The following is a 12,605-nucleotide window of genomic DNA, read 5'->3' on the forward strand; positions in this document are numbered from 1 at the left end:
GGATTTCGACGCTGTTCGCGCCATGCGTCATATCCGATGGCGGCCGCGAAGGAATACAACCGTTTCCTGAGCGGAATTCAGCCCAGAAAAATCCCCACCACGATCATCATCAAGCCGATGACGGATAGAAACAGAGCACCCAAATTCAGCGGAAGCACCTTTTGCAGGACGGCGCGCATCTGATCATCGCCAAGATTGGCACGTTTGGCACGGGTGACCTTGATGATAGACCAGATCAGGCCCGCAAGCCCGACCAGCGAAATGATCGCACCAGCCCAGATCAAGATATTAAAGATCGAAAGAGAAGCATTATCCATGGCGCGCGGGCTATCCGAATTTCGCGCAAGGGGCAAGTGTGGCTTGCGGGGAGTGAGGCAGGGCGGTACTCAGGGTGCTGATCATTCCCCATACAGGACGCCCCCCATGAGCGATAGCGCAACCAACCCTGAACCCGTCGATGCCATAGGCGACGCCACTTACCGTGTGACAGCCAACGAACTGCGTCAGTTCGTCGAGCGGATCGAGCGGCTTGATTCCGAGAAAAAGGACCTTGCCGAGCAGCAAAAAGAGGTCATGGCCGAAGCGAAATCACGTGGTTACGACACTAAGGTATTGCGCAAGGTCATTTCGCTTCGCAAGCGCGACAAGGATGACATCGCCGAAGAAGAAGCCGTTCTTGAGATGTACAAAGAAGCGCTTGGGATGTGAGGGTTTCACGTAGCCATTGAGACGGCTCAATAATTGACAAAAAATATGGCGCTGTGCAGGCTGAAAACGGTTGCACAACGCCGCACAAGTCATTGACTAACAAGTTAAATATCGATTTATCTGTCATTCCGGTCTGTCAGAGAACTTCCATGACCATCGGCGGATTGCACGGAATTGTGCTGGCGCAACAGCAGCGCATCACGCTCGAAGGCGAAAGGATGTGCGCGCAAACAAGACGCCGCTGTCAACCGATCAAACTGGGACAGCGCGGGTTTTGCAGGGTGCCGGATAGCGGCTCCAGTTTCACGGGTACAGGTTTGACCGAAGCTTTCGCCGTGCGAAACGCGCGACATGCACGGTAGCCAGCGCAACATCCAGATACTTCGCGATCTCGTCCGCTTCGCTGAACTCATGATTAGCTTTTTCCAAAGCAAGCCTGCGAAAGAGAGTGCTTTATCCACGGGAGAAAGCGATCAATCTTGAAGGGGGTAGGCTGAGTGGGCGTGACCTGATCATTGCCACGTCCCGCCGAGCACTGGAAAACGTCATGATAGCCCAGCCAGTCTGTGCAAAAAGGAAACAAGATGAAAGACGCCGCCGAAGAACTCCGTGAAACTGTGTCACGGCCCTTTGATCAAGCGCGTGCGATGCCGCCGTCGGTCTATACGTCAGAGGATTTTCTGGCGCTCGAAACATCGTCGATTTTTGCGAATGAATGGTTTTGCGTCGGGCGGGCTGATGCGTTGGCCAATTCGGGAGATTATGTCACGCTTGATTTGGCAAATCAGCCGATCATTGTCTTGCGCGACCAAGAGGGTGCCTTGAAAGCCATGTCGAACGTTTGTCGACACCGGATGTCGACATTGCTGGAAGGCAGGGGAAACACCCGAAGCATCGTTTGCCCCTACCACGCCTGGACCTATAACCTTGACGGATCGTTGCGCGGCGCGCCCGCCATGGATCAAAACGCGGGGTTTTGTAAATCCGACTACCGTTTGCCCGATATCCGCTGCGAAGAATGGCTGGGCTGGGTTTTCGTAACCCTGAACCCGGACGTGCCGCCCGTTGCCCGGCAGCTTTCCAAGGTCGAAGAGCTGGTGAATGACTATAACATGGCCAACTACTCCGAGACCTTTTTCGAGACCCATATCTGGAACACCAACTGGAAGGTCCTGGCCGAGAATTTCATGGAAAGCTATCACCTGCCGGTCTGTCATGCTGGTACGATCGGCGGGCTGTCAAAGCTGAACGAGATGATTTGCCCCCCGGGCGAAGACGCGTTCAACTATCACACGATCCTGAAGGATGAGACACTTAAAATTGCGATGGCGCACCCAAGCAACAAGCGTATGGAAGGCGAACGCCGCCGCACCACATTTCTGCTGGCCATCTATCCCAGCCTGCTGATTACGCTGACGCCGGGGTATTTCTGGTATCTCTCGCTCCATCCTCAGGGCGTCGGGCAGGTTAGGATTGGCTTTGGCGGCGGCATGTCCAACGACTATGCGAACGACCCGGACGCGCAGGACAAATTCAGACAGCTCAAGGCGTTGCTGGACGAGGTGAATGTCGAAGACAAAGGCTGCACCGAAAAGGTATATCGCGGGCTGTGTTCGCAAGCGGCCGCACCCGGCCATCTCTCGCACCTTGAACGACCGAATTACGACTTTGCCCAGTATATCAACGCGCGCTTGCAAGCCGCGGCCAAGCAGCAGGTTCAGACATGACACACACACGCATCCGCACGTTCAACACCAAGGAAACATATCCTGAACAATCGCTGGACAATGATTTGTGCCAGGCCGTTGTGACAGAGGGCGGCAAAACGGTGTATCTGCGCGGGCAATGTCCGCAAGACCTTGATGATTTCAAGAACATCGACAGCCACGACCCGGTGGCGCAAACCCACAAGGTGATGCAAAATATCAAACAGCTGATCGAAGAAGCCGGAGGAGAAATGGCTGATCTGGTCAAGATCGTGGTCTACATCACCGATGTGCGCCACCGCGAGGCGGTTTATCGCACCATGGGCGAATATATCAGGGGTGTGCATCCTGTTTCCACGGGTCTTGTCGTCCAAGCACTGGCGCGTCCTGAATGGCTTGTTGAAATCGACGGCACGGCAGTGATCCCGTCATGACCTTTTCGCTTGTCGCCCGCTGCGCCGAAACCGGAATGTTCGGCACTGCCATCGCGTCGTCTTCGCCCGCGGTTGCTGCGCGGTGCTCTTATACCCGGGCCGGCGTCGGCGCAGTGTCGAGCCAGAACGTCACCGATCCGACATTGGGGCCGCTCGCGCTGGACCTGATGCAAGCGGGCATGTCCGCAGATCAAGCGATCGCAGAGGTGCGGGACAAGGCGCGGTTCATCGAATACCGGCAGGTTCTGGCAATAGACAGCGCCGGGCGAGTCGCAATCCATTCGGGGCCAAGGTCTCTTGGGATATGGACGCAGGCAGAGGGTAACGGAGTGATCGCTGCCGGCAACTTGTTGGCCAACGAAGACGTACCCCAAGCGATCGTTACCGCCTTTGAAAATGCGGCAGGCCACCTTGGAGATCGTCTGATCGACGCGATGCGCGCAGGCTTGGCCGCAGGAGGAGAGGCAGGCCCGGTTCATTCCGCCGGTCTTCAGTTGTGTGACGCGGTTCCCTGGCCGGTGGCTGATCTGCGCTGCGACTGGACGGACGACTGCCCCATTGAAGCTGTCGCGACCGCGTGGGGCATCTATAAACCGCAACTTAAGGCCTATGTGCAGCGGGCGCTCGACCCTCGAGAAGCGCCATCTTACGGAGTCCCGGGCGATGACTGACAACGATATGGTGATACAGCAGGTGACAGAGATGCGGAGCGAACTGGCGCAGATTGCCAACGCGCCTGCCGACGCACCGCGAGGCCCATCCGGGCGGTTCTATACAGACCCCGCCTATTTTGACTACGAGCGCAAAACCGTTTTGCGCCGGAACTGGCATTGCGTTGGCCGGGCCGACGAACTGGCCAACGTCGGCGACTACAGGGCAATCCAGCTTCTGGACGAGCCGCTGATCGTCGTGCGCGATATCGACAGGATCAAGGTGCTTTCTAATGTGTGCCGACATCGCGGCATGCCTTTGGTCAAGGACACCGGCAACGCCAAGCGGTTCGTCTGTTCCTATCATGCCTGGACCTATGGCACGGACGGTGCGCTGTTGCGTGCGGCACGCATGAAAAATGCCAGCTTTGACGTCAAGTCGTGCCGCCTGCCGGAAATCGTCAGCCAGGAACGTTTCGGATTTGTCTATGTCTGTCTGGACAGCACGCCGCCAGACCTCGACAAGGCGCTGGCGGGTTTGGAAACCGTTATCGGGCACTATCAGCCAGAACGGTTTCGCATCGTCCATACTGCAACTGAAATCTGGAAAACCAACTGGAAATGCCTGGTCGAGAACTTCATGGAGGGCTACCACCTATCGGTTGTGCATCCCGAAACCCTGCATGGCTACACTCCGACAGGGCTGAGTAAAAAGGGGCCGTCGGGCGACGGGTTTACCAGCTATTTCGCCAAATACCCCCAGGGCATCGAATCACGCGGGCAGGGCGCACCGGAACTTGACGACGACGAACGTTCGCGATCTTCGCTGTTTTCCGTGTTCCCCTGCCAGGTCGCAAGCGTCGCGGCTTCTTTGTTGGTTTCGCTGTCGATCCGGCCCCTGAAGGTAGATGAAATCGAAGTGACCTGGACCATGTCCACGTTTGGTGACGAACTTGACGGTGACACTATCGAGAAACGAATTTCGTTGTGGGAAGAAGTCAATCGTGAGGATCGCGAAAAGCTGGAGCTCATGCAAACCGCGCTGTCGTCGGTGCACGCAACCGGTGGTCCGCTTGCCGGTGCCGATTACGAAGGGACGGTGTTTGACTTTTTGGCATGGCAAGCGCGGCAAGACATGGCCCCGGAACCTGCGACGCGTGGGGCTTGATATTCCGCGCGCTCAGAGTCATGCAGGTTCATGGCTTTGCGTTTTTCGTTCAGACAGTTGGAGTATCTGATCGCTGTTGGCGAGGCGGGCACAATTGCGTTGGCGGCACAGCGCGTCAACGTATCGCCTCCCTCGATTTCCTCTGCGATCAGCCAGCTTGAAACGGATCTGGGCGTCCAGCTGTTTGTGCGCCATCACGCGCAGGGGTTGACGCTGACGCCCGGTGGACGGCGCGTTTTCAACGAGGCAAAGCGCATCTTGTTTCTTGCCCATGGCATAAACGATCTTGCCATTGATATTGTCGACACCGTGCGCGGCCCGATCACGATCGGTGCGCTTTCAACCGTCGCACCGGTCGTAAGCGCACAATTGCGCCGGACGTTCGAAGCAAAGTTTCCCGATGCCTCTGTCGCGCTGAAAGAGGGAAGCCAGACGGATTTGTTACGCATGCTGGGGCAGGCCGAGATCGACGTCGCGATCACCTATGACATCGAAATTCCCAAAGACATCGCTTTCAGCGAACTGATATCGCTGCCGCCCTATGTGATGTTGGCAAAAGATCACCCCAAGGCCAGACAACCGTCCCTGAGTTTGGCGGAACTGGAAGATGAACCGATGGTCCTGCTCGACCTTCCGCTGAGCCGGGAATATTTTCTGTCGATGTTCCAGCACAGCGGTTTTCGCCCGAATATCACCGAACGCACGTCGGATATGGCAATGGCGCGCAGCCTTGTGGCCAACGGGTTCGGGTTCGGGTTGGTCAACATGCGCACCCGGTCCGACATCGCGCCCGACGGCGAGAAATTGGTTGTGCTGCCGCTGTTGGGGGATGTGCGGTCGGTCAGCCTGGGGTTGGCGACAAAGCAGTCTGAACATCGCTCCGGGATTGTGGCGGCGTTTTTCAAGCACGTGAAGGAACACCTGCAAATACACGGGCTGCCGGGTCCGCACGATCCTGCTTAAATGCCGGCTGCAAGGCGCTCAAGCAGCGCGTCGAGCATCGCATCACATTGAGCGAGCTGATCGGCATGCACGAATTCATCGGGTCTGTGACCTTGCGCCATCGACCCCGGCCCGCATACCACCGTCGGAATATCAAGCCGCGTTGAAAACAACCCGCCTTCAGTGCCAAACGCCACCTTGATCGTCGCATTTAGCCCCGTCAACGACTTCACAAAGCTGACGACCTCTGCGTCTGGGCCAGTCGCGAGGGCGGGGTAGCTGCCAGTTGTTTCGATTTCGATGTTGGCCTCTGGAAATTGGGCGCGCACCGGGGTCAGCAGATCTTGTGCCGCCCGGTCAAGGCGATCGCGAATATCCTGTGGATCATCTTCGGACAGGTTGCGTATTTCAAAGGCGAACTCAGCCGAATTCGGCACGATATTCAGCGCCACGCCGCCGGTAATCGTCCCGACATGCAGCGTGGAATAAGGCACGTCATAATCGGTGTCAGGTGTGGTGGTGCGACTGATTTCCCTCTGGATATCTCGGATAGCTGCAATCATATCGCAGGCCAGATGGATCGCGTTGAGGGCCGTCGGTGCAAGCGCTGAATGCGCCTCGCGTCCGGTGCATTTCACACGGCATGCGGTCTTGCCCTTGTGCCCGGTGGCGACCTTCATCCCGGTCGGTTCACCGACGATGCAAAACTTGGGCCGGAACGGGGCCTTGGCCAACATATCAATCATTGATCGCACGCCGATACAGCCGATTTCCTCGTCATATGATAATGCCAGATGAAGTGGTGTTTTCAGGTCCATCGACGCGGCCCTTAGCGCGGCTGACAATGCACAGGCGACGAACCCTTTCATATCGGTGGTGCCTCGGCCAAAGACCTTGCTGTCTTTTTCGGTCATTTCGAACGGAGGCACGGTCCAATCCTGGCCCGCGACGGGGACGACATCCGTATGCCCCGACAGCATGACGCCCGCGCGGTCGTCGGGCCCGATGGTCGCATACAGATTGGCCTTGGGTTGAACAGGATCTTTGATAATCACAACCTGTGCACCCGCGCTTTGCAGCAGATCCGCGCAATAGGCGATCAGGTCGCCATTGGGGTTCGCGCTGATGGTGGGAAAGCTGATTAACTGTCTCAGGATGTCGGTTCGGTCCACAAGCAAGCTATCCTGCCTTCAAAGCGGGTGACGCAGCGATATGTTCGGCCAGATACTGCGCATCGACCCAGACGCCCCAGATAAACGCCGATCCCCGCATCGACAGCCACGGCAGCCCCAGAAAGTACACGCCGGGTATGTCCGTGACCCCGCGGTCATGCAACGGTTTCCCGTCCGGGGCAAAGGCATCGACCTTTAGCCAGCTGAAATCCTGCACAAACCCCGTTGCCCAGATGACCGTTGTGATCCCCGCTTTTGCGATATCGACTGACAAGACAGGATCGCTGATACAGGCAGGGTCGGGGGGGATGATATGGGCCTCTGGCTCCGGCGGGAAATCAAGGCCATTACGCGCGATGTAGTCATCGGCTTCGCGAAGAACAGAGAGATAATTGGCATCGCCCTCCGCAATGTTTTTGGCAAGATCCGGGCCGAAGTGCAGGTGACCATCACTGTATCTCTGCGTACGCCCGACCAGCGTGATCCCGGTTGCGGCCATCCTGCGGAAGTCGACCGTTTCACCGCCGCGCGCACCGCTGACTGCAATCGTGACGTGCTCTTTGCCAGCGGGAGGCGTTTTCGCCTGCCATTTACCCAGCACGCCCAGCCACCAGCAGAAATCGCGGCCCCGGTAACTGCGCGGCGGACGATCATGAGGGCCGACAGACAGATAGACCTCGCGGCCCGAACGCCGAAGCTCATCCGCGATCTGGGTACCCGACGAGCCCGCACCAACGACCATCACCGCACCTCGGGCCAGTTGATCCGGGCTGCGATAAGCGGTGGAATGCATCTGGGTGATGCCGGGAAGGTCAGGCAAAACCGACGGAACGACCGGGGTCTGAAAAGGCCCGGTCGCGGCGACGATATTGCGTGCCTCAATCGTTCCTTGTGAAGTGTCCACCACGAAACCAGTTCCATGCGCGTTACGCGTCGCGTTGAGCACCTCGACACCGCAATGAACGGGCGCAGCGATTTGCTTGGCATAGGCTTCAAAATACGATGTGACACTGTGTTTTGTTGCAAAATCGTCGGGCGCGGTATCGGGAAATTCCATGCTGGGAAAGCGGTCGTGCCACGCTGGCCCATTTGCCACCAGTGAATCCCATCGCTCGGTCCGCCACCGCTCAGCGATCCGGTGTCGTTCAAGGATCACATGGGGAATGCCATATTTACTTAAATGCTCACTCATCGCCAGCCCGGCCTGACCGCCGCCGACAATTACGGTATCCGTCTTTTCAGGTAGCATGTTGATCCTTTGCTCAGAGCAGCCCCGACGGCACGCTTGGGTCACCTTAAGCAAGGCAATCAGGCAGCCAAAATACCAATTTGTTAATCATTGGTTGCGCTCAAGCTAATTGGCCGAATGACAAGAATTGCACATGTCCGCCTGGCATCTGCTTCTCGGCAAAAGGTTCAGGCTTTATTCATATTCGAGCGGTTTGACTTGGGCGTTCGCGCACTTTCCCCGCTGGTTGAAGACTGCTGGCACCGGTGCGCTTTTTGGGCGACGTGGGCAGTCGCTGCGGACAGGTGGTTAGATTGCCGCAGGGGACAGACCGTAACAAACGGCCCGTCCCGGCAGCACATGGGGTCAAACTACGCTGAATTGCCCCATCATTCCGCCATCCTCGTGTTCGAGGATGTGGCAGTGGAACATAAACGGGGTGGAAGCCGGTGCCGGTTGATCGAACCGAATGGCAATTTCCGCACGTCTGTTTACCAGAACGGTATCCTTCCAGCCGCTGTTGCGGCTTGATACTGGACCGTCATTTTCGCTCAGCACCTGAAATCTAACGCCGTGAACGTGAAAGGGGTGGGCCATATTCTGGCCATCGATCGCCCAGATTTCGGTGGCACCGCGTTGCACGCTGAAGTTCAGCCTATCCATCTCGAATGAATTGCCATTGATGGAATGTTGGTTGCGACGGCGCCGAAACATGCCGCCCATACCGGATTGAAGCGCTATATCGCGCCGAGAAGCGCCCCGAATATCCAGATCGGGCATCGTACCGCCAATACCTTCGGGAATACGATCAATCCGGGCGCGGCGCGACGGATCAACCGAGATGGGCAGAATGTCGAAGCTGCCGCCAGAGCCGCCCATCATGCCGCCACCCATCATGCCGCCGCCCATCATACCGCCATTGGCAATTGAGCTGCTGACCAGCATGTCGCTTGTGCCGTCCGAGAAATCCAACAGCACTTCTGCACGTTCGCCGGGTGCCAGTTGTAGGCTGTCAATGGCGATGGGGCGATTCAGGAACCCAGTGTCCGTTGCCACCAGGTGCAATGTACGACCGGCCCGAGAGGCCAGATTGTAGATACGGGCATTGGACCCGTTCAATAGGCGCAGCCGCACGATACCCTTCGGGACGACAGCCTGCGCCCCGAATTGACCGTTGACCAAGATGACGTCCCCGGTAAAACCCATCATTCTGTCATGCATGCCGGGGTCGTACACCGCGCGCCCGCTTCGATCAAACCGGCGGTCCTGTATTACGAGCGTCAGGTCATCCGTGCCATAATCCGAAGGTAAGCCGCGTTCATCGTCACGCCCGTCGGTAAGCTGTATGACCCCGGCCAGACCCTTTTGAACGTGATCGGCTGTGCGCAGGTGGGTATGCGAATGATACCAAACCGTCGCGGGCGGCTGGTCGATGTTCAGATCAACCGCCCATGTCGCGCCCGTCGCGATGGGCTGGTGTGGGCCTCCGTCAGCCTGTCCGGGGATCTCAAGCCCGTGCCAATGAAGGGAAAATGGCTCGCTTACGCCATTGCGAACTGACGCTTTTGTCAGGCTGTTATGGGCAAGCCGCAAGGTTGGTCCCAGAAACGTCTGATTATTGAAGCCCCAGGTTGACGTGGCGCTTTGGCCAAGGAAGTTTGTTTCGCCAGTCCGCGCCAGCAGATCAAAGGCCCGCGACGTGGTCGCGTCAACCAGCGGCGGCATCCGCAAAATACCACCGCCAGATTGCGCCAGTGAGAGCCCGGGCCAGCCGGCGACAAGTCCAGCTGCGCCCGCGCGCTTGATCAAATCACGTCGTGTCAGTGGCATTGATAAACCCCTTTCCGTTCCGCGCATTGCGGTTTTTATGCCGCATCCACGGCGGTTCGCATCATGTCGCGGACTTCACCGGCCACGCTGTGCAGTTCGTCGTTGTCTATCGCCTGCATGGATGCCACCGGATCAATCGCACTAATTTCGGTGCCGCCGTCGACGGCGCGAAGGATTACATTGCAGGGCAACATCGCTCCCACTCGCGGCTCGATCCCGATCGCCTTGTACGCCATCTTGGGGTTGCAGGCCCCAAGGATACGATAAGGCTGCATTTCGACATCGATCTTCTTTTTCATGGTGGCCTTGACGTCGATCTCGGTCAGGATACCAAAGCCGTTGTCTTTTAGCGCGGCGCGGATGCGGGTATCTGCCGCGTCGATATCCACGCCGGTCAAAGTGCGATTGTAGGTATAGGTCATGCCAGTGTCCTTTTCATTACTTCGATAGATATTTGATCAGCGCCAAGATCGCCAACACGACCAATACGATGACCAACAGCATCCATATGCCGCCCATTCCATATCCCATCATGTGATACTCCTCTTGTTGATGATTGCTGAGACTGATGGGTCAACCCGTAGTCCTGCCGTGTGTTCCCCCACTGCGGCGGGCGCGGGAGGGCCCCAACCCCGAAAGCCAGCGCCACAGGGTTGCAAATGCAATTAACCGGCCACCGGCAACAGCGCCAATTCGCCCAGAAGTGAGCCCGTCGAGATGTCGATTGTTCTGTGGCCATTGATCGCCTAACTGCCCAAACGGGCCTATGGAACTTCGCCCAAGTGATCCCTGCCGTTGCGGCGTAAGCGAAACGCCAAAAAATGGAGCATGCTTGATCACGCTGCAAAGCGGTCGCCAAATGGGCACGCGAACCAACAGGCGGCTGCCTTGTGGACCACCCTGAGGTAGCATTAACATGCTTTAGGGCTGTTTGAGAATGCAAGCGTGATCTTGACCTGGCCTGATCGGATGGCGATCGTGGTCAGCTGTGATAGTCAACCCTATCAGGGCGGGTGACAGTTCGATGCGATATAAGATCGCATGCAGCACACACCCTGTCGGTCCGGGTCCGGCACAATGATTTTCGGGGGTCAGGAATCGGTTGAATTGTGGCGTAGCGCTTTCCAACCGCTTAACAAAGGGCAGCCGCATGCTTAACTTTGGGGTGCGGGCTTAAATGAACGCAACAGTCTTGGGTGGGCAAATCAGCGCATGGACGGGCGGGGTTTTCCGTGCCTCAAAGCCAAATCCGCTTGCGCCCGAGCGCAGGCCCCAATAGAAGAGCGGAAATTTTTCCGCCCGCGCCACCCATTGCGCGGCCTTACCCTATGGAGCAAACATGCAGGTCAACGAGACGCTGAACGACGGCCTTAAACGCGGCTATGCCATCACTGTGACAGCAGCTGAGCTGGACGCCAAGGTCAACGAAAAGCTGACCGAAGCGCAGCCTGAAGTCGAAATGAAGGGGTTCCGCAAAGGTAAAGTACCTCTGGCGCTTATGAAAAAGCAGTTCGGTCAGAAAATCATGGGCGAAGCGATGCAGGAAAGCATCGATGGTGCCATGCAGGAACATTTTGAAAAAACCGGCGATCGCCCCGCGATGCAGCCAGATGTGAAAATGGCGAATGAAGACTGGAAAGAAGGCGACGATATTGAGGTCACGATGACCTATGAAGCGTTGCCTGAGATTCCTGAAATCGACCTGTCGTCGATCAAGTTGGAAAAGCTGGTTGTCAAAGCAGATGACGCCGCAGTGGAAGAAGCGCTGGCCAACCTTGCCGAAACCGCGCAGGATTTCGAACCTCGCAAGGCCGGTACGAAGGCCAAAGATGGCGACCAGATTGTATTCGATTTCCTCGGTAAGGTAGACGGCGAAGCCTTTGAAGGCGGCGCGGCAGAGGATTATCCGCTGGTGCTGGGCTCCAACTCCTTCATCCCTGGCTTCGAAGAGCAGCTGGTCGGTGTTGTTGCAGGTGATGAAAAAGACGTAACGGTTTCCTTCCCAGAAGATTACCAGGCACCTCATCTCGCTGGCAAAGAAGCCACTTTTGAGTGTAAAGTCAAAGAAGTGAAGAAGCCTGTTCCCGCCAAGATCGACGACGAACTGGCAAAGAAGTTCGGTGCCGAAGATCTGGCCGCGCTGAAAACCCAGATATCCGAACGCCTTGAGGCCGAATACGCCGGTGCTGCGCGCGCTGTCATGAAGCGTGGCCTGCTGGACGAGCTGGACAAGCTGGTCAGCTTTGATCTTCCCCCATCATTGGTCGAAGCCGAAGCCGGCCAGATCGCGCACCAGCTATGGCATGAAGAAAATCCGGACGTACAAGGCCACGATCACCCCGAGATCGAAACCACAGACGAGCACAAGACTTTGGCCGAACGCCGTGTGCGTCTGGGCCTGTTGTTGGCTGAATTGGGCCAGAAAGCCGAGGTTCAGGTGACCGACGCCGAGATGACCCAGGCAATCATGAACCAGGCGCGTCAATACCCTGGCCAGGAACGTCAGTTCTTTGAATTCGTTCAGCAAAACCAGCAGATGCAGCAGCAGATGCGTGCGCCACTGTTCGAAGACAAGGTTGTTGACCACGTATTCGATCAAGCAACGTTGACCGAGAAAGAAGTGTCTAAAGAAGACCTTCAAAAAGCTGTTGAGTCGCTCGAAGACGAATAAGCGGTAACGTTCAGTTCTGTAGCTTGGGCCGCCCGTCATCGGGCGGCCTTTTTCGTTGGTGCTGGGCACGGTTATCTGGTCTAAACAGACTGCATA

12 protein-coding genes are annotated in these 12,605 nt (G+C 57.1%); 7 read left to right on the plus strand and 5 right to left on the minus strand.

What is annotated here, in order from left to right; all coding sequences use genetic code 11:
• Positions 1 to 77: 77 nt before the first annotated feature.
• Positions 78 to 317, minus strand: coding sequence for a hypothetical protein (locus AC13DE_RS03740; protein ID WP_483047095.1), 240 nt, complete (start codon positions 315 to 317; stop codon positions 78 to 80).
• A 106-nt stretch (positions 318 to 423) separates the two neighbouring features.
• On the opposite strand from AC13DE_RS03740, the gene AC13DE_RS03745 reads away from it, so the two are divergent.
• The 6 genes from AC13DE_RS03745 (at position 424) to AC13DE_RS03770 (ending at position 5,629) form a co-directional block, all read left to right on the plus strand.
• Entirely contained in the window at positions 424 to 708 is a 285-nt protein-coding gene (locus AC13DE_RS03745; protein WP_413842288.1) for a DUF2312 domain-containing protein, read from the plus strand.
• 584 nt (positions 709 to 1,292) lie between these two features.
• Positions 1,293 to 2,435, plus strand: a complete 1,143-nt coding sequence (locus tag AC13DE_RS03750) for an aromatic ring-hydroxylating oxygenase subunit alpha (RefSeq protein ID WP_446314368.1) — start codon at positions 1,293 to 1,295, stop codon at positions 2,433 to 2,435.
• Complete coding sequence (locus AC13DE_RS03755; protein WP_446298276.1) at positions 2,432 to 2,848, plus strand: RidA family protein; 417 nt, start codon at positions 2,432 to 2,434, stop codon at positions 2,846 to 2,848. The genes AC13DE_RS03750 and AC13DE_RS03755 overlap by 4 nt, the downstream gene beginning before the upstream one ends.
• The gene (locus AC13DE_RS03760; RefSeq protein ID WP_483047096.1) at positions 2,845 to 3,519 is read left to right on the plus strand and encodes a DUF1028 domain-containing protein; all 675 of its coding nucleotides are present in this window, start codon (positions 2,845 to 2,847) and stop codon (positions 3,517 to 3,519) included. Before AC13DE_RS03755 ends, AC13DE_RS03760 begins: the two co-directional genes overlap by 4 nt.
• The gene (locus AC13DE_RS03765; RefSeq protein WP_483047097.1) at positions 3,512 to 4,666 is read left to right on the plus strand and encodes an aromatic ring-hydroxylating oxygenase subunit alpha; all 1,155 of its coding nucleotides are present in this window, start codon (positions 3,512 to 3,514) and stop codon (positions 4,664 to 4,666) included. The genes AC13DE_RS03760 and AC13DE_RS03765 overlap by 8 nt, the downstream gene beginning before the upstream one ends.
• A 30-nt stretch (positions 4,667 to 4,696) precedes the next feature.
• A complete protein-coding gene (locus AC13DE_RS03770) occupies positions 4,697 to 5,629 on the plus strand; it encodes a LysR substrate-binding domain-containing protein (RefSeq protein WP_483047098.1) in 933 nt (310 codons plus the stop codon).
• Here AC13DE_RS03770 and argE read toward each other — a convergent pair.
• From argE to AC13DE_RS03790, 4 genes are all read right to left on the minus strand, one after another.
• On the minus strand, positions 5,626 to 6,780 hold the full coding sequence (gene argE, locus AC13DE_RS03775) for an acetylornithine deacetylase (RefSeq protein ID WP_483047099.1): 1,155 nt from the start codon (positions 6,778 to 6,780) through the stop codon (positions 5,626 to 5,628). The two genes, AC13DE_RS03770 and argE, sit on opposite strands and share 4 nt — an antisense overlap.
• Positions 6,781 to 6,787: 7 nt before the next feature.
• Positions 6,788 to 8,029 carry a flavin-containing monooxygenase gene (locus AC13DE_RS03780; protein WP_483047100.1) on the minus strand — a complete coding sequence of 414 codons (1,242 nt, stop codon included), beginning with the start codon at positions 8,027 to 8,029 and terminating at the stop codon, positions 6,788 to 6,790.
• A gap of 345 nt (positions 8,030 to 8,374) precedes the next feature.
• On the minus strand, positions 8,375 to 9,838 hold the full coding sequence (locus AC13DE_RS03785) for a multicopper oxidase domain-containing protein (protein ID WP_483047101.1): 1,464 nt from the start codon (positions 9,836 to 9,838) through the stop codon (positions 8,375 to 8,377).
• 35 nt (positions 9,839 to 9,873) lie between these two features.
• Entirely contained in the window at positions 9,874 to 10,260 is a 387-nt protein-coding gene (locus AC13DE_RS03790) for a DUF302 domain-containing protein (RefSeq protein ID WP_446298283.1), read from the minus strand.
• 917 nt (positions 10,261 to 11,177) lie between these two features.
• Here AC13DE_RS03790 and tig point away from each other — a divergent pair.
• The gene (gene tig, locus AC13DE_RS03795) at positions 11,178 to 12,509 is read left to right on the plus strand and encodes a trigger factor (RefSeq protein WP_446296707.1); all 1,332 of its coding nucleotides are present in this window, start codon (positions 11,178 to 11,180) and stop codon (positions 12,507 to 12,509) included.
• Positions 12,510 to 12,605: the final 96 nt, after the last annotated feature.

This window comes from Sulfitobacter sp. L-8, assembly GCF_056859255.1.